Source organism: Lelliottia jeotgali, assembly GCF_016771845.1.
In the GTDB taxonomy this organism is placed as follows: domain Bacteria; phylum Pseudomonadota; class Gammaproteobacteria; order Enterobacterales; family Enterobacteriaceae; genus Enterobacter; species Enterobacter jeotgali.
Genome location: NZ_JAENMQ010000001.1, coordinates 1176385 through 1196489 on the forward strand (window position 1 = coordinate 1176385; position 20105 = coordinate 1196489).

The following is a 20105-nucleotide window of genomic DNA, read 5'->3' on the forward strand; positions in this document are numbered from 1 at the left end:
TCAAACATATGCTCTTTTTACACTGGATAATTCAATATTTATATCTGTGAATGTTAAATTTATACAATCTATTAACTCAAACACCTGTTCTTCGATTAAAACAAACTCATTCTTTGGACCTGTACTAATCTTCACCCCTAGCAATCCAATAGCATCCAACATACTGATTTGATGATGAGTATAGACATATTTTCCAGATGGATCTGTTATCTTATTATTTGCATCAGTAATAACCTCAATTATTTTCTCTATCTTATTTTTATACTGGAGCGATATAGAGACATCGCCTTTTTTTGAATAAGGAAAAATCAAACTATACCACTTATATATATTTACCTTATCTGGTGATATAAATTTCCTTTTCGATATTTCAGCATTTACGTAATCCCTGAACATATTCAAATGTGAAATATGATTAGTCAAGTTACTGTTTTTCACACCAGTTTTATAAGTCATTAATGCAATACCAATACCGCCAATAGTACTAATTAATGTAATTAACCATGCAGCAGACTGAAGAATAATAGACACACTATTAAAATGTGTAAAAAAAGTTGTTACACACTTATCAGTAAAACAAATGTCTTTCTGATAGAGTTTTTCACTGTAAATAGTGAGAACAGAAACAACCGCACTACAAAAAATACCCATAAAAAATACAGAGATAATAGTTAAAATCAATCCTCTTATCTCTTTATCCCGGCCAAAGTCACCCAATGGTATACGATCAAGTAGTTTGCCGAGCCATACTAAAGGTAACTTAATCAAAAACAAAGGTGTACTAACTATAAAAATAACCAAAGTGATAAAGAGCGCTATGGCGCGTTTAAATACACATTTAAATCTTTTGATGACTCTAATCCAACTTCTTTTAAGACTTATCAAAGAACCTTGGTTTGTACCTCTTTTAAAGATTAAAGTGACAAATCCCCAAATGCTGCTAAGTAGTTGTGATATTACGCTAGAAATGTCTCTATAAAGAAAATAGAACGACATATTCATAGCTTTAAAGTCATCCCTGAGCTTATTAAAACCAATCATTAATACTTAACCTTTTCAAGACGTTTTTTAAAACCATCTGCGATTGAAACGAACCCCGCAGTTCTTCTTAGAATAATTAAATTAAAAAATGCCAGATCATATTTCTTTTTATAATAGTCTTTCTGAGAATTCCCACCTTTATAAGAATTTTCTAAGAACTGTACAGCCCTTTCAATTTTATCAATATCCCTTTTTGCTGCCTTGGGCTGTATCAACTTTAACTTCGCGGAGAGTATTTTATATTTCCCATGCTTGACTCGCCCTAACTTATTTACTCTACCCACACACCTATTGTATTCAAGTCGATATGCTATGCTTGTAATGGAGTTATTTTTTTTCGCTAACTGCTCTAAATTATGGACAGAAGCTCTAATTCGCCCTACCTCATCAGAAGGTAAACGAGGTTCATTAAAAGAAATACGCAGACCATGAACTTTCAAAGACTCAGTAGAAATGTTATGAACCTGAGTTTTATCCTCGTTTAAAGGCAAATCTTTTTCGTCCAACATGGATTTGATATGTTCCAATATCTGATTCATATTGTAACCAACTAACTTTGAAGAAACAGTAATATCATCAACCAACCGAGTGTAAACTAATTGTTTTCTTCTGGCCCGATTTACAACATTATGCTCAAGATCAAAAAGACACAATGAAGCAATATAACTTGAGGTTAACGCTCCTTGAACGATTTTATGATCAAAGCAACAGATATCCGTCAAATAGTTAAGAACTTCACCTTTAAATTTGAAAACACGCTGAAATATGGAATAAACAACATCTCGATGTATGTTATCAAAAAAATTCTTAATATCTACTTTAAGTATGGTCTTAGCATTGCAATGTTGTTTTGCGCATGCAATATAATGCCGTTCAATGCCTGCTTTTTTCTCTTCTTTGTTGGTTGGGACTGAGCCATATATAAAGCCAGGCCAAATAATCAGTTCTTTGAATATTCTATTGTTAATTCTTTTTTGTATACGTCTAATTAAGGGATGAGGGTCATAAACATCTCGAGAATCTCCATTTATTTTTTTCACTTGCTTCTTTTTATATCTCAAATGTGAAGGCATCTCACGAGCTTCATTTAAATCTGAGAGAGAAATATTCAAGCAAGAACTTAAAGAGTGCAGAGATCGCAGAGAATTTGTGTTTGGTTTTTTTATCGGAATATCAGTAATCATGATAACTTTCCATGCTCAGAAATCAAAATTACATCCGGCCTCCCTCATGCTCAAGAGGGCAAAAGAATAGGGATGCTTTCGTCAAAAGCCCTTAGCAACTGCCCCTATTCTTTGACCGGACGCAATTGAGGACGGCTACAGCCCCATCGTTGCCGGCCAGGCTTTGTGGGGGTTCCGTTCCAGCCTGTACGTTTGCACAGGCGCTCTCACATGTACACTGCGAGAGCGGAAGCTAAGAAACTATAAACTTTGACTGCCGCAGGCAAACGGTACGTTTGCGCTGATAAGATATTATCATTGACGTTATGAGTTTCAAGGGTTTGCAGTTATTTTTCTCAGTACCTACCAAAATTGTGACCGAATCACCAAAATCGCACTACACCGCACCCGCCTGCGGTTTTCAGATCATAAAAATTTTTCAGTTTGTTTTTTTTACAAATGATAGCGCCAAGCCGCACCAATTCTGGGGATGTACTGAGAGATAGCTACTGAAAACGATGAAAATAATTTCAGTTTTTTTCAGTTTTGAGGTACTGAGATTTTAGTGAAATCCATATAAGCCATTGATAATAAATGGATAATAAATTTTAGGTGAGACTTTTCAGGAATAAGGGCGAGAACATAAAAATATAATGCGTTGAATTATATGCGTTTTATTCTTTAAACGATTGAAATTTTATGAATCGAATCCGGGAACGTTAATGCCATTCCCGTCGATTCGTTTACCGGCTCTCGTTAGCCTCCAGCAAAAGTTCTAAAGCTCTTTGTCGCTCGTCAGGTGGTAAAGCATCCATCAGCTCTTTAACCCTTCCCTGGCCGTTTAGAGCGCTGGGGCTAATGGTGTGAGAAAAACAGATATTCATTACGAACGTATGCCCACACTCAACATTTGAACAGTAACAGTATACATCTGACAATTTAGGGTGTTTCCGGTTTGTCTTTCTCACCTTTGCCGCAGACATACACTCCGGGCAGTTAATTTTCAGCACTCGCATCGCTGTTCCTCTTTTGCCAGCCAGAATAAGGGATTTGAATCCCTACCTCTTGTTCTGAACGTGTAACACTGGTAACACGTGTAACATCGTTGATTTAATTGAATTTAATCTGTTACCAGTGAGCTAAAAAAGAGGTAACGAGTGGTAACACACTGATTTTTGTTACCTCTGTTACCACTGGCTATTTCTGACTGGTAACAGTGGCAAGCCTCGTCGTTACTGCCTGTTACCTCTGTTACCTCTGTTACCAGTGTTACCTGATAAAAATAAGACTCACGCGATTACTATTCGGGATCGGCGCTACCCAGTACTTGCGTATTAAACTGGTACACACGCTTAAGCCCTATTTCTGGCAGGCGAATGCTGTTTTGCGTTCTCCCGTCCTCCCCGGCTTTCAGCCAGCCCGCTTCAACACATAATCTGGCTACCTTTCGCGAATCGAACCCTTTACAAATTTCTTTCCAGCCAGATGGCAATACGTAGAAGGTCACAGTGGATTCTGTCACGTTGTCGCCCTTGTCCACTTTCCTGAACCCCATCATTGACAGTGGGCGGTTCTTGTCGTCGTGCCAGTCAGCAAAGCGGCTGAACTGGTTACGTGTCATATAATCCCTGACCTGCTCCAGTGCGGTTTTATCCTCCTGGTTCGCGGTGTGCCCACGATCAGCCATCCATGAGGCCAGACAACACTCAGCAGCCCTGAACGCCTCACCTTCGGGCCATCCGGTTATCCCGGCTTGTGTGGCCAGTTCTCCTGCCATCGCAACCAGCGCAAAACGGGTAATGGCGCGCCCAACCTGATTTCCTGCATCCGCAGGGGTCAACCTACGGGTGTAGTCCTTCAGCAGCGCTTTCGCCTGGCTGGTCAGTTCCGGTAGATCAGCTGTCAGACAATGCAGCCAGTCGCGGAAGGGTGAGCCATGATGATGAATAACGGCATGTTCAAGATGCTCCGCCAGCGCTTTACCGCCACTAAAACCGTGCAGCTCTTCAAATACACCATGCTTGCCCGAGTCACTTGGGATCTGGATCATGCGTACTTCAACCCCGGCGTAGGTTCGCTCTCCTGCATTGGCGGCGTGCTCGACCAGTGACAGCTCGCCCGTGGAAAGAAACAACAGATTCCAGCGGTTTGTTTCACGTACCGAACCATCAGTTCGGGCGCGGGCTTTGCCCTGGCCGTTTGCCAGCATGTAGGCAATATTTCCCGCCTCTCTGCCGTCCACTTCGCGGATTTCATCAAGCATCAGTGTGGCATCATTGCGGCGGCTGGCCGTTCCTTCCAGCGCGTTTCCGGTAGCACGCCATGTGTGCCAGAAATCCGTACCACCACACACCGAAGCTGCCACTTTCATGGTCGTAGTTTTACCGTCTGTAGATTCACCTTTAAGGTGATAACCGCCGCCACCTATGCCAACCAGCTTCAAAAGCGGCGCGGCGAATGCCAGGCTTACGGCAAAGGCCAGTCGGGCATTATTGACGCAATAGCGGCCTATATTTTCCCGCCATTCTTTCGTGGTGCCAGTAACACGAAAATCACGCCCCTGAACGCTGGACGTCTGGAGAATGACAGACTGTGACTCTCTGCCGATCACTTCATCCTGAAGAACATAAACGCCGCCATGCCAGCCTGTTTTATTTACACAGGTCACTTTTCTGTCAGGCTTGCACAGGGAGATGTATTCCATCAGGTGCGCTCTGGCCATCCCGTTGATATTGATATAAGAAAGCCCATTAACCAGCAGTATGCGCCGCAGCTCCTCTCCGCTGCCGCCCAGCATTTCCATCGGCATTGCCCATTTTCGGCTCATGCCGTTGGTGTCCTCCCATTCCAGCAGGCGGCCATAGTTGCTGCCGTCCGCATCGCTGGTAATAGCAGTCACACGCAGCGGGCTGCAAATCTTGATATTGCGGATCTCAGTGTCACCATCGGATTTGTTCACCAGCTTGTCGTACCACAAATATTCTTTCGTGAGCCTGAATCCCTGCGGCAATCTGGTTTGCCCTTTTCCGTGCAATGTCATTTCCTCCCGGAAGGCTTCACGCGCCCTTTCCTTCCCGGTTTCCTGACGATAATCATCCCAGTCTGCTTTATGACGTACCGGGGGAAGCGTTACCCAGCCATCTACGGCCTTCGCCGCTTTTTCAGCCCATACCCGGCCAGTGTTCTCTTTCCCGTCAACAAGATCATTATCTCCAGCCAGGATAATCCGGGTGTCCGGCCATCGAATGCGGATTTGCTCCGCAACCTTTACCAAATTTGTGGCCGCAATGGCAGCAACGATCCAACCGTCAGCCAGGAGGCTGACCGTCAACGCAGTGGCATACCCTTCAGTGATAATGACCTGTTCTGGAGCATCAGACGGAACATCAGCCACAGCAATAAAAGCACCTGACAGCTGACTGCCGGGTAACAGACTTTTATCACCGTCTGAGTTAATAAGCTGACCGCCTGTAACATTCCCGACGATGTCAGTTAAAGGCAGCAGCAGCGAATCGGCAGGAAAAGACATCCCCGCCAGATTGATGGTGCCAGTAAGAAGTGGCAAAGCGTAACCCTGTAACCCCTTCGCAGTCAGATAGGCTGATTCACCGTTTTGAGACAGCTTTTTAAGTTTCTGATAGCGGTCTGCCCCGGCTGCTTTTACCTCCGCCTTTTTCCTGGCTGGCATAGCGGGTTTATCCTGTACTTCAGGCAATGCCAGAACCTCAGAAACCATCCCCGCGACTTCCTTCACTGTGCGCCCAGTCACCAGGCGAACTAAATCAAGGCCATCACCATTGCCGCACTGATTACAGAACCATGTACCGCGCCCCTCTTTGTCATCAAGACGGAAGCGATCTTTTCCGCCGCAGGCTGGACAGGCACCGTGGCGTCGAGCGGAAGGAACATTAATCCCTAACGCGGAAAGGATGTTTGGCCAGTGCCCGTTTGCCGCCCCTGAAACCGTAGATACAGACTGAACTTTCATAGCAGCACCTCCCCGACTCCCGCAGTGGTTATGCTGAAACCAGGAGGTATTTCGCCATCGGGCGCACCGAAAACGATATCCCGGTACACTTCACGCAGCTCAGAAACACCAAATGCAGAAAGGTGAATATTTTCAGCCATGTAACCGGGTGACAGCATTCGCTCCAGAACTTCACATGCCAGGCGATGACCCTCTTCATGGCCGAACTCGTTAATCCAGGGCGCTTCAATGTGATAAAGAATATTCATAGCCACGCGATCTGGTGTCAGCTCGATACACTCGCCATCCTCGATATACACGGCTTCCCCATTAACCCGTATCATCAGGGAAATATAGGCATCAGCAATGAAGGAACGCAGAAATGCCGCCCGAAATTCTGGTGAGTTAACCCCGATATTAGCGCGCATCGCTTTCTCCTTTCATGGTGCTGGTTTCTCTCACCACACCTTCCAGCTGATCGGCAATGCAGGCCATGATGGCTGCGGCCCCTTCAGCAGAAACTGTTCTCGGCCCACTCATTGCAGGCAATGACAGAACTTCGGCAAGAAATTCGCTGGCCAGCGCAGCCCGTAAAAGACGGCTCTCGCCCGCTTCAGACAAGGTGCAACCGTGTTTAGTAATCGGTAAATGGCTCATGCGCTCACCTCCCCGAAATTTTTCATCGGAATACGTGCGGCGAAGCTCAGTACAAATTCAGCAACGAGTTTCAGACGTGCTGCACGTTCGCAGGTTGCAACAGTACGCACAGCGAATGGACGTGCGGCATAGTCAGCACGGCGAACAGCGAGAAATACAAAGGTAAATTGGGGGCGAGAAAAAGCAGGGATCGTAGCCATGGTGGCAGTCTCCGTTAGATAGCGTGTAAAGCTACCACCGGAGTTCCTACACTCATGGGTGGTAGCCCAGACGGGGGTAGGAATACCGGCTCTAACGGATACCGGCCAGCCCGAAAGCTGCCCCGCCTGGACTACCATAATTCTGACAATGTGGCGCAAAAAAAGACAAGAAACGATTAATCGCCACACCATTAAATAAAGGTGAGTCAAAGCTACGACACAAAAAAACACGCCTGGCGCGTGTTGTGTCGCCGTTAGATTACTCGGGTTCCTACGCCCGGTTGCCGATTTTGCGGCAACGCTGCGAATATAGCCCGAGCAATTAGCATGGTGCAAGAATTTTATAACCGAATTATGTTTGTTGAACATATAGATAAACCCTGGCATTCTTAAACCTCAGACCGAAGTTTCGGTTTTTCATAATCCTGTTGCTGTGCATAAGACCCGCTTTTGGCGGGTCTTTTTGTTTCTAAAGTCTCAGTCAGAAAAAGTCACTGCACTCTCATCAACAGCCGCATAAAGCTCCGGCTCTCCTAGCGCATAGCCTTCATTGCGAAGATAAGAATTCACGTATTCACATTTCTCATCATCAAACTCAGCCCGAAACGAGCGAGTGCGTGACTGGGTGTAAATGTGCAGATTATCCAGCGTAGTTATCGCAAGACGTTTGCCCGGCATAAAGGGCGGAACAAAAGCAAAACGGCCAGCTACGGAACTGACTGCCATTTGTGCGGCATCTACATCTGCCGGGCGATCAGCTGTGTTAAAAAGCTTAAGGCGCTGTTTAGCAGCTAGTTCAGCGCCAACCAGAACCACCAGGCGCGGATCTTCACGATAAGGTTCGGCAATCAGCTCTGTAATGAGGTGGTTAGCAAGCAGGTCAAGATTCTTCCATTCCCCGGTATCTCCGAGTGTAATAGGGGTGCTTAAAACCTGTTGACCATCCTGATAGTCTTTTGCCAGCGCATGCCACCCGATGTTTACGTCTTCACCTTTTTTATTCATCTCTGGATCAGTCGTATCCGCAATCGACTCACCATTAAAACCAACCCGCAGCATATCCAGCGCATAAGCCTGGCTAAAAAAAGTAGAGATCGTTTTATCGAATTCACCCTGAACACTTGTATTATAAATATGTGACATATCTAAATAGCTGATTCGTGCACAAGTGTCCGTTTCGGATAGAAAAAACTCAGTACCATTTACCGCTAACATCTTACTGAATCTGCCACCATGAACTCGGCCTGTATGCAATTCGCTGGCTCCAATATTTATGGCATTACCTGAAACAGCATTAACATCGCGCAACGTAATATTATTAATTAACCAACCAGACTCAAGAATTGAGCTTCGCAATAAATTTTCAGTTGGCTTGCTCAATGCAAAGCGTCTGCTGGAATCATCCTGATAATTTGTACCAGATACGAATTTACTGTGATAACGGCGTGCAGCGTCCGGCCTTTCGGCTTTGAATGCGTACATATTTTTCCCTTTATATTATTTAAGAAAAGATTTTTTTCTTGAAGTCGGATAACTGATTAAATTTTACAGCATGCTCGGCATACTCGTGATCGCTTACTACGGAGCGTAAAATTGCATTTTCAGCACGATAATACTCCCGGTAGGCCATAGTTCGACTAACCCCGCCCCTATCCAGTTCGTAACGGTCATTTGGAAATTTGCAGCACTTAAGAATGTGATCAACTGCTTTATCCAATGCACACAGAGCAGCCATGATAAATCTCACATCCCGAACTAAAACTGCATCGTTTAAAATATTAATAAACTCGGTTGGGGAAGTTAACTGTCTGGAAAACGAATTCTGATATTTTTTACTAATGTTCTTACCAATATGTTCAGCCTCTTCAAGTAGCAAACCTCCGAATCCTCTGAAGATACTTACGCGCGATTGCTGTTCTTTTAGCCGTGATTTTGCTGAATTGTATTGTCTTTCATAAGCATCACGTGTCACTTTCACAGCATTTTTGTTTTTGACTTCAGCAACCGTTCTTGAGTTAACATTTAATCCTGCATTTTTTAACGCGTACTCAGCAGAAGCAACATCCCTTTGTCTAAAAGATAACTCTTCTTCTTCACAGTGACACAGCCTTTCAAATCGACTCATCAAAAGATTGATTTCATCTGCAACTGCTTCTGTATCGGGGATTGTCAGTCCAGTTAAAGAATGTAGTTTTTCTCCCTTTCCGCGAAATTTATTTAAAGAGTAAATCTCTATTATTCTTACAATACATGCTGCATCACTATATTCATCTTTAAAGATGCTTGGCTGATAACTATTTAAAAGCGATGCACTTTCATTTTTAATTGACAATAGTTCATTTCCATTTTGAGCACTTACCATTTCACAGCCTCCTATGAGCAATTACTCTTTCTGTTCTGAATGTTTCTCTCTATCCATTCATTGATTTCTGTTTCTACCCATGCGACAGATCGAGCGCCAATAGACACTTGATCAGGGAATTCTTTATTTTTTATCTTTAGATAAATCGTTGATTTTGGTAGGCCTGTTAATTTTATTACATCCATCATTCTTAAAAGCCTTAATTTTTTATATGCCGAATCGCTTTGAGACATAAAACTCATAGTTTTGCCCTTTATAATTAATATTTACTTCTGAATTAGTCCTGATTGGATGTTTCTATACTTACACAGATAAATTTATTCGTAAAGGAAGCCTCAATTAGAGTCATTCAAAAATATTGAATGCCACCTTGTGACAAATATAGACCAATATTACTTAATATTATTGAGCAACAACTATTGGCAACAGCTGTTAACCGCTGATAATCATCAAATTTGACGAATGAAATATGTAACAATTTGTAATAATAAAAGGCTGGAGGCTGGAGGCTGGAGGCTGGAGGCTGGAGGCTGGAGGCTGGAGGCTGGAGGCTGGAGGCTGGAGGCTGGAGGCTGGAGGCTGGAGGCTGGAGGCTGGAGGCTGGAGGCTGGAGGCTGGAGGCTTTTCAGAATGTCCCCATACCAGACAAATTATCAAGGAGAAATATGCATGTATAAGTATGTGTATATAAAATAGATTATATAATATAAATAAACAATTTATTCAATGAGTTATGATGCAAATTCGATTCCTGCAGGGGACACTTTACACCTCTTCACTACTCTTACTCGTCACAAAATAAAGCCATCACCCCTCTTCTTTTATTCCATAATATAAATGGTCCCAGAGCGGCATAATTTCATGAAAAACAAGTCATAGCACAGATTGTATAAGGGTGCTACTCTACGCAACCCGCCTTATCTCGGCAGTGGTCTGGCAACGCCGTAAAGTTGGGTAAGGCCTGAAACCATCACCCTAAACTACGGTCTAAATCAGTATGTTGTAACGCAACGTTTGCGCTACCTTCTCAGGTTTTATATAGGTCCACTATTTTGTCTCAATGCAAATTTGAACGTGCATTTCTTCACCCACGTTACTGGCTCACATGGTTCGGTCTTGGCCTGCTCTGGTTGCTCGTTCAATTGCCCTATCCCGCTATACAAGTGCTTGGCTCAAGTTTAGGCAGCGCTTCACGTTACTTTTTGAAACGCCGTGAATCCATCGCCCGCAGAAATCTGGAATTATGTTTTCCTCAATATACTGCTGAGCAGCGTGACAAACTGATCGCCGAGAATTTCAAATCCATAGGCATGGCACTGCTGGAGACCGGCATGGCCTGGTTCTGGCCGGACGCGCGCGTGCGCAAATGGTTTGATGTCGAAGGCCTGGAAAACCTGCAGCAGGTGCAGGCACAGAATCGTGGCGTGATGGTCATCGGCGTACATTTTATGTCACTCGAATTGGGCGGCCGCGTCATGGGGCTGTGTCAGCCGATGATGGCAACCTACCGTCCGCATAACAATCGGCTGATGGAATGGGTGCAAACACGTGGCCGTATGCGCTCGAATAAAGCGATGATCAGCCGCAACAATCTGCGCGGTCTGGTCAATGCCCTGAAGAAAGGTGAAGCGGTGTGGTTCGCGCCCGATCAAGATTACGGACGCAAAGGCAGCAGTTTTGCGCCCTTCTTCGCGGTGAAAGATGTCGCCACCACCAACGGCACGTTTGTGATTTCACGCCTGTCCGGATCGCCAATGCTCACGGTTACCATGATCAGAAAAGCGGATAAGTCGGGCTATCGTTTGTTTATCTCGCCAGAACTGCATAATTACCCGCAGGATGAGCAAGCCGCAGCGACCTACATTAACAAAGTTATCGAAAACGAAATCATGCGCGCACCCGAACAATATCTCTGGGTACATCGCCGCTTTAAGACTCGCCCTGTGGGTGAAACCTCGCTCTACATCTAGCCTCTTCGAACGGTTAGTTTCGCTAAGAAACTAACCTTTTCAGTCACCTGTAATCACCTGCCGAAATTGTCTTATTACCCCTTCGCTCAACGTTATTTATTCCGCTGTGAAATTATACTGTCGCCGTTCCACGACAGTCGTAAGCTACGGAAATAATGAGAAAAAATGCCCCTTGCTCCCCCCTGTATTTAGGCGTACATTAGCGCCGTCTGGCAACGGGAACGCACAGAATTCTGAGCTGGAGTCATCGACGTTACGGGATAATTCTTATTTCCGGTTTGGTCTGATTTCAACTCTCTATACTCAGTTGGACTTTGTTTTTAAGGCGTATCTTTTGATGCGCGGAGCGATGAACGTGAAATATTTCTTTATGGGCATTTCGGTGATTGTTTTAGTCTGGGCCGGAACCTTTGCCCTGATGATCTGAGCGAAGAAAATACAGTTAAAAAAACAGGAGCCATTAGGCTCCTGTTTTTTTATGCACGCATTTTTACGGGCACATTGCCTATTCCGATTTTCTCTCTACCGGCAACAACCCGTCTGCGCGGAACATCCCTTTAATGCCTCTTATCGCCTGGCGAATGCGATCGCTGTTTTCGATCAGCGCAAAGCGTACGTGGGTATCACCATAGTCACCGAAACCGATGCCCGGAGAGACGCACACTTTTGCATCCTGGAGCAGTTTTTTGGCAAACTCCAGAGACCCCATTGCAGCGTAGTGCTCAGGGATTTTGGCCCAGACGTACATCGAGGCTTTCGGCATCTCAACCATCCAGCCCGCCTCGTGCAAGCCTTTTACCAGCACATCGCGGCGACGTTTGTACTGCGCTGCGATGTCATGTACGCATTGCTGATCGCCTTCCAGCGCGGCAATTGCGGCGACCTGGAGCGGCGTAAAGGTGCCGTAATCGTGGTAACTCTTGATTCTCGCCAGGGCGTTTACCAGCGTTTTATTACCGACCATAAATCCGATACGCCAGCCCGCCATGTTGTAGCTTTTTGATAGCGTAAAGAACTCAACGGCGACGTCGCGCGCACCCGGCACCTGCATAATAGACGGCGCTTTCCAGCCGTCATACACGATATCGGCATACGCCAGATCGTGCACCACCAGCACGTCGTAGCGCTTCGCCAGCGCCACGACTTTCTCGAAGAACTCCAGCTCGACGCACTGCGCCGTAGGGTTCGACGGGAATCCGAGGATCATCATTTTCGGTTTTGGATAGCTTTCACGAATTGCGCGTTCGAGTTCGTTGAAAAAGTCGACGCCCTCAACCAGCGGGACAGAGCGAACCTGCGCCCCGGCGATCACCGCGCCATAGATATGGATCGGGTAGCTCGGGTTTGGCACCAGCACCGTGTCACCGTGATCCAGCGTCGCCAGCATCAGGTGCGCCAGCCCTTCTTTCGAACCGATGGTCACGATGGCTTCGCTTTCTGGGTCGATTTCTACGTGATAGCGATCCTGATACCAGCGAGAGATCGCCCGACGTAAACGCGGAATACCGCGCGACGTGGAGTAACCGTGAGTATCCGGGCGCTGCGCCACAGTGCAGAGCTTTTCAACAATATGCGGCGGCGTGGGGCCATCAGGATTACCCATGCTGAAATCGATAATGTCTTCGCCGCGCCGACGCGCAGCCATTTTCAGTTCAGCAGTGATATTAAAAACATAAGGGGGGAGACGATCGATACGCGTAAAACGGCGTTCAGGACTGGATTCAGCCATAGATTCCTCAGATTCACGTGAGCGCCCGGACCGTCCGAGCGACGCTGCCACGATTGTGGCATGCTTAGAAAATAGCCTGATTGAAAAGCCGCTGTCGAGAGGGTAACGAAAAAATATTTATCCCGCTAAAACCGGAAGCGTGCTGGGATGAAAAGCGGAAGTCATCTCTTCAGAACATTTATATGACGCCATTTTTTTAACGCCGCGATATCAATGAAGTAACACCCAAAGAGAGCATAAAGGCTAAATAGTCGGTATTAAGGTCATCAAAAATCAATCCCCTTTGAAGGGAGTGGTTTTTCCTCATTTGATAATTAAGCCAGATGTCTGGTCATTGTGCGCCAGGTTTCCTATCATAGATTTTTCCCGTTTTCCCAGGTTTACTCGTGCACGAAATATTCAATATGCTGCTGGCGGTCTTTGATCGTGCGGCATTAATGCTGATTTGTCTGTTCTTCCTGATCCGCATCCGGCTCTTTCGCGAACTTCTGCATAAATCCGCACACTCGCCAAAAGAACTTCTGGCCGTCACTGCCATCTTCTCGTTGTTTGCCCTGTTCAGCACCTGGTCCGGCGTGCACGTTGAAGGCTCGCTGGTCAACGTGCGTATTATCGCAGTGATGTCTGGCGGTATTTTGTTCGGTCCGTGGGTGGGCATTATCACCGGGATTATTGCCGGGACACATCGCTACTTGATTGATATCGGTGGCGTTACGGCGATCCCCTGTTTCATCACCAGTATTATCGCGGGTATTTTGTCCGGCTGGATTAACCGTAAAATTCCAAAAAAACAGCACTGGAGAGCGGGTATCGCCGCCGGAATGGTGTGCGAAACGCTGACCATGATTCTTGTGGTGGCCTGGGCGCCAAGCATTGAGCTTGGGCTGGATATCGTATCCAAAATCGGTATTCCGATGATCCTCGGCAGCGTCTGTATCGGCTTTATCGTGCTGCTGGTGCAAAGCGTTGAGGGTGAAAAAGAGGCCAGCGCCGCGCGTCAGGCGAAGCTGGCTCTAGATATTGCCAATAAAACCCTGCCGCTGTTCCGCCATGTGAACGCCGAATCCCTGCGCCAGGTTTGCGATATTATTCGTCGCGATATTCACGCCGATGCAGTTGCCATCACCAACATCGACCACGTGCTGGCGTATGTCGGCGTGGGCGAACATAATTATCGCGACAATGATGATACCGTCAGCCCAACGACTCGCCAGGCCATTAATTACGGTAAAATCATCATCAAAAACAATGATGAGGCCTATCGTACGCCCGAGATCCACTCGATGCTGGTGATCCCGCTGTGGGAGAAAGGCATCGTTACAGGCACCCTGAAAATCTATTATTGTCACGCACACCAGATAACCTCTTCGCTGCAGGAGATGGCCATTGGATTGTCGCAAATCATCTCAACTCAACTGGAGGTTTCCCGCGCTGAGCAATTGCGTGAGATGGCAAATAAGGCAGAACTGCGCGCCCTGCAAAGTAAGATCAATCCCCATTTCCTGTTTAACGCTCTGAACGCTATTTCATCGTCGATTCGCATGAATCCAGACACCGCTCGCCAGCTGATTTTTAATCTGTCGCGCTATCTGCGCTACAACATTGAATTGAAGGACGACGAGCAGATCGACATCAAAAAAGAGCTGTATCAGATTAAAGATTACATTGCGATTGAGCAGGCGCGCTTCGGCGATAAGCTCACAGTTATTTATGATATCGATGAAGAGGTTCACTGTGTGATCCCGAGTCTGTTGATCCAGCCGCTGGTCGAGAACGCTATCGTCCACGGCATCCAGCCGTGCAAGGGCAAAGGCGTGGTGACCATCAGCGTGGCAGAGTGTGGGAATCGCGTGCGGGTGGCAGTACGGGACACCGGGAATGGCATCGATCCCAGCGTGATTTCACGGGTGGAATCAAACGAGATGCCAGGCAATAAAATCGGCCTGCTGAATGTCCACCACCGCGTAAAATTGCTATATGGCGAAGGGCTGCATATCCGCCGCCTGGAGCCTGGCACTGAAATCGCTTTTTATGTCCCCAATGAACGGCTGCCCGTTCATACGCAGACGCTGTTGTTGCCTTGAGTCGGAGTGACGCATGAAAGTCATCATTGTGGAAGATGAGATCCTCGCCCAACAGGAATTAAGCTGGCTGATTAAAGAGCACAGCGAGATGGAGATTGTGGGCACGTTTGAAGACGGGCTGGATGTGCTGAAATTTTTGCAGCATAACCGGGTCGATGCCATTTTTCTGGATATCAATATCCCGTCGCTGGACGGTGTGTTGCTGGCGCAAAACATCAACCAGTTCGCCCACAAGCCGTTTATTGTGTTTGTCACCGCATGGAAAGAACACGCTGCTGAAGCTTTTGAACTGGAAGCCTTCGACTACATTCTGAAACCTTATCAGGAATCGCGCATCATCAGTATGTTGCAGAAGCTGGAACTGGCCTTCCGACAGCAAAACAGCCCGGCAGTCGCGCCTGCGCCCACTGCCACGCGCGAGAATGACACCCTGAATCTCATCAAAGATGAGCGGATTATCGTGACAAAGATGGACGATATTTATTATGCCGAAGCGCACGAGAAAATGACGTTTGTCTATACCCGTCGCGATTCGTTTGTGATGCCGATGAATATTACCGAGTTTTGCGCCAAGCTTCCGGCGTCTCACTTCTTCCGCTGCCACCGCTCGTTTTGCGTCAATCTGAATAAGATCCGCGAAATCGAGCCGTGGTTTAACAACACCTATATTTTACGGCTGAAGGATCTGGAGTTTCAGGTGCCGGTGAGTCGCAGCAAAGTGAAAGAGTTCAGGCAGTTGATGCATTTCTAATGCCCTCTTCGGATGAAGAGGGCGGTGTGGAATCAGAGATATTGTCCCAGGGTTTGGCGCAGATGTGCGCCAGCCCCGAGCAGGCCAGGATTGTCATGCACGATCAGGTAAACCGGAATATCCTGCACGTAGGATTTGAAGCGTCCTTTGTCTTCAAAACCACCACGGAAACCGGATGCTTTGAAGAATTCAAGGAATCGCGGCACAATTCCGCCGGCGATATAAACGCCGCCAAAGGTGCCTAAATTCAACGCCAGGTTGCCGCCAAAACGTCCCATGATCACGCAGAACAGCGACAGGGCGCGACGGCAGTCGGTGCAGCTATCCGCCAGCGCGCGCTCGGTGACGTCTTTCGGTTGCAGGTTTTCAGGCAGGCGACCGTCTGATTTCACAATCGCGCGATACAAATAGACCAGCCCAGGACCGGACAGCACGCGCTCTGCCGAAACGTGCCCCAGTTCGGCGCGAAGCTCCTGCAGAATAATGCCCTCTTCTTCGCTGTTCGGTGCGAAATCAACGTGACCGCCTTCGCCCGGCAGACTGACCCAACGTTTATCCACGTGAACCAGATGTGAAACCCCGAGCCCAGTGCCTGCACCGTAAACGGCAATCGGTTTGCCCTCGACCGGTTTATCCCCGCCAAACTGAATCAGATGTTCCGGTTTGAGCATCGGGATCGCCATCGATACCGCCGTGAAGTCGTTAATAATTTCCAGATGCGCGAAACCGAGGTTCTTTTTCATTTCGGCAATCGAAAATGCCCAGGTGTGGTTGGTCATCGCCACCCAGTCGCCGGTTATCGGACAGGCAATGGCGATGCAACCATCCTCTACGCTGACCTTATGCTCATCCAGATAGACGCGCACTACCGCCTCAAGGCTTGGATAATCCAGCCCTGAGTAAGCTTTTGCCTGAGAGATTTCACCGGTATTAATATCACATAGCGCCAGTCGGGCGTTGGTGCCGCCCACATCGCCTACTAAAGCATACTTTGTCATTCTTCTACTGCTCCGCTAAAGTCAGAATAAATCTTTGGGACACTGTAAGTTTAAGGCGGGATAACAACAACGACCCGAATGCGTGTGGCCCAGGATAATCGATCTACGTCACAGAATAACTTTACCGTTTCAGCAGCTTTTGCACTATTGCCGTCAAACTGATTGTGCAAAACCACGCTTACTATTTTTGTACAAGGAAATCATCATGCTTCATCCGCGCGCCCGAACCATGCTGCTGTTAGCGACGCCTGCGCTAATCATCGGTATTGCGTCAAGCCTGGTGTTAATCGTGGTGATGAAAGTCGCCTCGGTGCTGCAAACGTTATTATGGACCTCTCTTCCTGGACAATTCGGTATCGATGCGGCCTCTCCGGTCTGGATTATCCTGATGTTAACGCTAACGGGTATTGCGGTGGGTCTGGTGATTCGCTTTAGTCCAGGTCACGCAGGCCCCGACCCTGCACTTGAGCCACTGATTGGCGCCCCCGTTAACCCGGCGGCCCTTCCGGGGCTGATTCTGGCTCTGGTAATTGGCCTGGCGGGCGGTGTGAGCCTCGGGCCAGAACATCCGATTATGGCGGTGAATATTGCCCTCGCGGTGTATCTCGGGGCGCGCGTTTTACCACGAGTGGGTGCACTCGACTGGACCATTCTGGCGTCGGCAGGCACGATTGGCGCGTTGTTTGGCACGCCCGTCGCCGCCGCGCTGATCTTTTCTCAAACGCTCAGTTCCGATAACGACGTTCCGCTGTGGGATCGGTTGTTCGCCCCGCTGATGGCAGCGGCTGCCGGTGCGCTGACCACCAGCCTGTTCTTCCAGCCGCATTTTTCGCTGCCCATCCCGCACTATGGACACATGCAGCTGGCGGATATTTTCAGCGGAGCCATTGTCGCCGCTATCGCCATTGCACTCGGTATGGTTGCTGTATGGTGCTTACCGCGCCTGCACCTGTTGATTCATAAGCTAAAACACCCGGTATTGATTCTGGGCGTCGGCGGATTTTTGCTCGGTATTTTGGGCGCCATTGGCGGGCCAATCACCCTCTTCAAAGGCCTGGATGAGATGCAGCAGATGTCGTTTAGTCAGGTCTTTAGCGTGTCGGACTATTTCATGTTCGCGGTAGTGAAACTGGCTGCCGTAGTGGTGGCAGCGGCGTGCGGTTTTCGTGGCGGGCGTATCTTCCCGGCGGTGTTCATTGCCGTGGCGCTGGGCCTGATGTTGCATGAACACGTCGATGCAGTCCCAGCGGCCATTACCGTTTCTTGTTCAATTCTGGGACTGGTACTGGTGGTGACGCGTGATGCTTGGCTGAGCCTGTTTATGGCCGTGGTGGTGGTCCCGGATACTAATCTGCTGCCGTTGCTGTGTATTGTGATGTTGCCCGCCTGGCTCCTGCTGGCGGGCAAACCGATGCTGATGGCCTGGCGACCAAAGAAATAGTCAGGCGTTATTTCGCGCTTCCAGCGCCTGGGTGATGGCGCTCAACAGCGGAGGGATGTCCTCTTTGGGCAGCATAACCTCAATCAACGACAGCTTTTCGCTGTGCGCGACTTTCTCCAGAACCTCTGCGAGCTGCACCGTTTCGCTCACCCGCCAGCACTGTGCCTGATTATTCTGGCTCAGCGCCTGCGGGATTTGCGTCCAGTTCCACAGGGCGATGTCATTGTAGCGCTGCTTCGGCCCATGAATCGCCCGCTCAACCGTGTAACCTTCGTTATTCAGCACCAGAATCACCGGATGCTGTTTATCCCGCAGCATCGACCCCATTTCCTGTATCGTTAGCTGCGCTGCTCCGTCGCCTGTCAGGACAATCACCCGTCGCTCAGGACAGGCGGTTTGCGCACCAAATGCCGCCGCCAGGGTGAAACCAATTGAACCCCACAGCGGCTGAACGATAAAGTTCACATCGGTTGGCAGGCGCAATGCAGCTGCGCCAAAAGCGGAGGTTCCCTGATCGGCAAGAATGATATCGCCGGGGCGGATAAAGGGTTGCAGGGTATGCCAGAAATTATCCTGGGTGAGGGTTTCATCGTGATGCTGATGAGTAAGTGGTGCCTGCCGGGCCGGAGTTGTCTGGCTCACGAGATGCTGCTGACATAGCGAAGAGAGAATATCGACGGCTTTAGCCATCGGTACCCCGGTGAACCAGCGGTCCCCAACTCGCGTCGCGTGTGGCTGGACTTCAATCGTTTTTCCAGCAGGGAGTTTATGCGTAAAACCGGCGGTGAGCGTATCGGTGAAACGCGTGCCGACACAAATGACAGTATCCGCCTCTTCTATGGCTTCTCTGACTTGCTCTGCGCTGGCCGCGCCGCTGTAGGTGCCGTAAAAACCGGGCTGGCGCTCATCAAAGATTCCTTTGCCCATCAGCATCGTCGCATGAGCCATCGGTGAATCATTAACCCATTTCTGCAATTGATCTTTCAACCCATAACGCAGAACCAAAAAATCAGCCAAAAGCGCGGTACGTTTGCTGGTAACGAGGCGTGATTCCGCGGCATCGCGAAACGCTTTCAGGCAAGCGCTGTCGGCGTGAGATGTACGTTCTGTGAGAGCGTTTACAGGCGGTATTGCCGGTTTTTTTGCCACATCTGCGGGTAACATCAAATACCCCGGACGCCGCTCTCGCAGCATGACCGACAACACCCTATCGATTTCATAGCAGGCATTTTGTTCGGTGAGAATAGCCTGTGCCACCGTCACGGGTTCACTCATGCGGTAAAAATGATGAAACTCACCGTCTCCCAGCGTGTGGTGCAAAAGCTCGCCTTTCTGTTGAGCGGCACTCCCCGGCGCCCCGACGATATGCAGCACTGGAACGTACTCTGCAAAGCTGCCAGCGATGCCGTTCATTGCGCTTAACTCCCCGACCCCAAAGGTCGTCAACAGCGCGGAAAAGCCCTTGCAGCGGGCATATCCATCAGCAGCATAGGCCGCGTTCAGTTCGTTTGCACAGCCCACCCAGCGAATGTCGGGACTGTCGATAACATGGTCGAGAAACTGCAAATTATAGTCGCCCGGCACGCCGAACAAATGTTCAGCGCCACAGTGTTTTAGTCGTTCAAGCAGATAATCAGCGACGCAGTATGGGGTTCGCATAGCAGGTGTCCTTCTGACGTTGACCTCACCTTGAGTATTAAAGAAGCGTGATGGCTGTCCAGAAACGGCGACAAGATGGCTCT

19 protein-coding genes are annotated in these 20105 nt (G+C 48.3%); 6 read left to right on the plus strand and 13 right to left on the minus strand.

Annotated features, from left to right (window positions below; genetic code table 11):
• The 10 genes from JBO43_RS05540 to JBO43_RS05585 form a co-directional block, all read right to left on the minus strand.
• Window positions 1-1041 (minus strand): retron Ec48 family effector membrane protein, encoded by a 1041-nt coding sequence (locus JBO43_RS05540; protein ID WP_202673862.1) that lies wholly within the window; start codon window positions 1039-1041, stop codon window positions 1-3.
• Window positions 1041-2225: a reverse transcriptase family protein gene (locus tag JBO43_RS05545; RefSeq protein ID WP_202673863.1), complete on the minus strand. Its 1185-nt coding sequence runs from the start codon at window positions 2223-2225 to the stop codon at window positions 1041-1043. The genes JBO43_RS05540 and JBO43_RS05545 overlap by 1 nt, the downstream gene beginning before the upstream one ends.
• A 722-nt stretch (window positions 2226-2947) precedes the next feature.
• Window positions 2948-3220, minus strand: a complete 273-nt coding sequence (locus JBO43_RS05550) for an Ogr/Delta-like zinc finger protein (RefSeq protein WP_202673864.1) — start codon at window positions 3218-3220, stop codon at window positions 2948-2950.
• A 284-nt stretch (window positions 3221-3504) separates the two neighbouring features.
• A complete protein-coding gene (locus JBO43_RS05555; RefSeq protein ID WP_202673865.1) occupies window positions 3505-6192 on the minus strand; it encodes a DUF927 domain-containing protein in 2688 nt (895 codons plus the stop codon).
• Window positions 6189-6599, minus strand: coding sequence for a DUF5375 family protein (locus JBO43_RS05560; protein WP_202673866.1), 411 nt, complete (start codon window positions 6597-6599; stop codon window positions 6189-6191). Before JBO43_RS05560 ends, JBO43_RS05555 begins: the two co-directional genes overlap by 4 nt.
• A complete protein-coding gene (locus JBO43_RS05565) occupies window positions 6589-6828 on the minus strand; it encodes a hypothetical protein (protein ID WP_202673867.1) in 240 nt (79 codons plus the stop codon). Before JBO43_RS05565 ends, JBO43_RS05560 begins: the two co-directional genes overlap by 11 nt.
• On the minus strand, window positions 6825-7397 hold the full coding sequence (locus JBO43_RS05570) for a host cell division inhibitor Icd-like protein (protein ID WP_202673960.1): 573 nt from the start codon (window positions 7395-7397) through the stop codon (window positions 6825-6827). The genes JBO43_RS05565 and JBO43_RS05570 overlap by 4 nt, the downstream gene beginning before the upstream one ends.
• Window positions 7398-7505: 108 nt before the next feature.
• Window positions 7506-8510, minus strand: a complete 1005-nt coding sequence (locus tag JBO43_RS05575; RefSeq protein ID WP_202673868.1) for a P2 family phage major capsid protein — start codon at window positions 8508-8510, stop codon at window positions 7506-7508.
• A 19-nt stretch (window positions 8511-8529) separates the two neighbouring features.
• Entirely contained in the window at window positions 8530-9390 is an 861-nt protein-coding gene (locus JBO43_RS05580; protein WP_202673869.1) for a hypothetical protein, read from the minus strand.
• Between the two features lie 11 nt (window positions 9391-9401).
• On the minus strand, window positions 9402-9623 hold the full coding sequence (locus JBO43_RS05585) for a helix-turn-helix transcriptional regulator (protein WP_407929811.1): 222 nt from the start codon (window positions 9621-9623) through the stop codon (window positions 9402-9404).
• Window positions 9624-9852: 229 nt separating this feature from the next.
• Between JBO43_RS05585 and JBO43_RS05590 the strand changes: the two genes are divergently transcribed.
• From JBO43_RS05590 to ypdK, 3 genes are all read left to right on the plus strand, one after another.
• Window positions 9853-10086 carry a hypothetical protein gene (locus JBO43_RS05590; protein ID WP_202673871.1) on the plus strand — a complete coding sequence of 78 codons (234 nt, stop codon included), beginning with the start codon at window positions 9853-9855 and terminating at the stop codon, window positions 10084-10086.
• Between the two features lie 353 nt (window positions 10087-10439).
• Window positions 10440-11360: a kdo(2)-lipid IV(A) palmitoleoyltransferase gene (gene lpxP, locus JBO43_RS05595; protein ID WP_095282804.1), complete on the plus strand. Its 921-nt coding sequence runs from the start codon at window positions 10440-10442 to the stop codon at window positions 11358-11360.
• Window positions 11361-11715: 355 nt separating this feature from the next.
• On the plus strand, window positions 11716-11787 hold the full coding sequence (ypdK, locus tag JBO43_RS05600; protein WP_099458937.1) for a membrane protein YpdK: 72 nt from the start codon (window positions 11716-11718) through the stop codon (window positions 11785-11787).
• Window positions 11788-11865: 78 nt separating this feature from the next.
• Here the strand turns inward: ypdK and alaC are convergent, their stop codons facing one another.
• Window positions 11866-13089: an alanine transaminase gene (gene alaC / locus JBO43_RS05605; RefSeq protein ID WP_095282805.1), complete on the minus strand. Its 1224-nt coding sequence runs from the start codon at window positions 13087-13089 to the stop codon at window positions 11866-11868.
• Between the two features lie 386 nt (window positions 13090-13475).
• Between alaC and JBO43_RS05610 the strand changes: the two genes are divergently transcribed.
• Together JBO43_RS05610 and JBO43_RS05615 are read left to right on the plus strand one after the other, a co-directional pair.
• Window positions 13476-15173, plus strand: a complete 1698-nt coding sequence (locus JBO43_RS05610) for a sensor histidine kinase (protein ID WP_095282806.1) — start codon at window positions 13476-13478, stop codon at window positions 15171-15173.
• 13 nt (window positions 15174-15186) lie between these two features.
• A complete protein-coding gene (locus tag JBO43_RS05615) occupies window positions 15187-15924 on the plus strand; it encodes a LytR/AlgR family response regulator transcription factor (RefSeq protein WP_202673872.1) in 738 nt (245 codons plus the stop codon).
• A 32-nt stretch (window positions 15925-15956) separates the two neighbouring features.
• Here the strand turns inward: JBO43_RS05615 and glk are convergent, their stop codons facing one another.
• The gene (glk, locus tag JBO43_RS05620) at window positions 15957-16922 is read right to left on the minus strand and encodes a glucokinase (protein WP_095282808.1); all 966 of its coding nucleotides are present in this window, start codon (window positions 16920-16922) and stop codon (window positions 15957-15959) included.
• Between the two features lie 205 nt (window positions 16923-17127).
• Here glk and JBO43_RS05625 point away from each other — a divergent pair, with 205 nt between their 5' ends.
• The gene (locus tag JBO43_RS05625) at window positions 17128-18363 is read left to right on the plus strand and encodes an ion channel protein (protein WP_095282809.1); all 1236 of its coding nucleotides are present in this window, start codon (window positions 17128-17130) and stop codon (window positions 18361-18363) included.
• On the opposite strand, the gene ipdC is transcribed toward JBO43_RS05625, so the two are convergent.
• Window positions 18364-20022 carry an indolepyruvate decarboxylase gene (ipdC, locus tag JBO43_RS05630; RefSeq protein WP_202673873.1) on the minus strand — a complete coding sequence of 553 codons (1659 nt, stop codon included), beginning with the start codon at window positions 20020-20022 and terminating at the stop codon, window positions 18364-18366.
• Window positions 20023-20105: the final 83 nt, after the last annotated feature.

What these genes read in the sequence shown, in the direction of transcription:
- JBO43_RS05540 (WP_202673862.1), bottom strand. Translation starts at nt 1,041, where the DNA reads ATGATTGGTTTTAATAAGCTCAGGGATGACTTTAAAGCTATGAATATG.
- JBO43_RS05545 (WP_202673863.1), bottom strand. Translation starts at nt 2,225, where the DNA reads ATGATTACTGATATTCCGATAAAAAAACCAAACACAAATTCTCTGCGA.
- JBO43_RS05550 (WP_202673864.1), bottom strand. Translation starts at nt 3,220, where the DNA reads ATGCGAGTGCTGAAAATTAACTGCCCGGAGTGTATGTCTGCGGCAAAG.
- JBO43_RS05555 (WP_202673865.1), bottom strand. Translation starts at nt 6,192, where the DNA reads ATGAAAGTTCAGTCTGTATCTACGGTTTCAGGGGCGGCAAACGGGCAC.
- JBO43_RS05560 (WP_202673866.1), bottom strand. Translation starts at nt 6,599, where the DNA reads ATGCGCGCTAATATCGGGGTTAACTCACCAGAATTTCGGGCGGCATTT.
- JBO43_RS05565 (WP_202673867.1), bottom strand. Translation starts at nt 6,828, where the DNA reads ATGAGCCATTTACCGATTACTAAACACGGTTGCACCTTGTCTGAAGCG.
- JBO43_RS05570 (WP_202673960.1), bottom strand. Translation starts at nt 7,397, where the DNA reads ATGTTCAACAAACATAATTCGGTTATAAAATTCTTGCACCATGCTAAT.
- JBO43_RS05575 (WP_202673868.1), bottom strand. Translation starts at nt 8,510, where the DNA reads ATGTACGCATTCAAAGCCGAAAGGCCGGACGCTGCACGCCGTTATCAC.
- JBO43_RS05580 (WP_202673869.1), bottom strand. Translation starts at nt 9,390, where the DNA reads ATGGTAAGTGCTCAAAATGGAAATGAACTATTGTCAATTAAAAATGAA.
- JBO43_RS05585 (WP_407929811.1), bottom strand. Translation starts at nt 9,623, where the DNA reads ATGTCTCAAAGCGATTCGGCATATAAAAAATTAAGGCTTTTAAGAATG.
- JBO43_RS05590 (WP_202673871.1), top strand. Translation starts at nt 9,853, where the DNA reads ATGAAATATGTAACAATTTGTAATAATAAAAGGCTGGAGGCTGGAGGC.
- alaC (WP_095282805.1), bottom strand. Translation starts at nt 13,089, where the DNA reads ATGGCTGAATCCAGTCCTGAACGCCGTTTTACGCGTATCGATCGTCTC.
- JBO43_RS05615 (WP_202673872.1), top strand. Translation starts at nt 15,187, where the DNA reads ATGAAAGTCATCATTGTGGAAGATGAGATCCTCGCCCAACAGGAATTA.
- glk (WP_095282808.1), bottom strand. Translation starts at nt 16,922, where the DNA reads ATGACAAAGTATGCTTTAGTAGGCGATGTGGGCGGCACCAACGCCCGA.
- JBO43_RS05625 (WP_095282809.1), top strand. Translation starts at nt 17,128, where the DNA reads ATGCTTCATCCGCGCGCCCGAACCATGCTGCTGTTAGCGACGCCTGCG.
- ipdC (WP_202673873.1), bottom strand. Translation starts at nt 20,022, where the DNA reads ATGCGAACCCCATACTGCGTCGCTGATTATCTGCTTGAACGACTAAAA.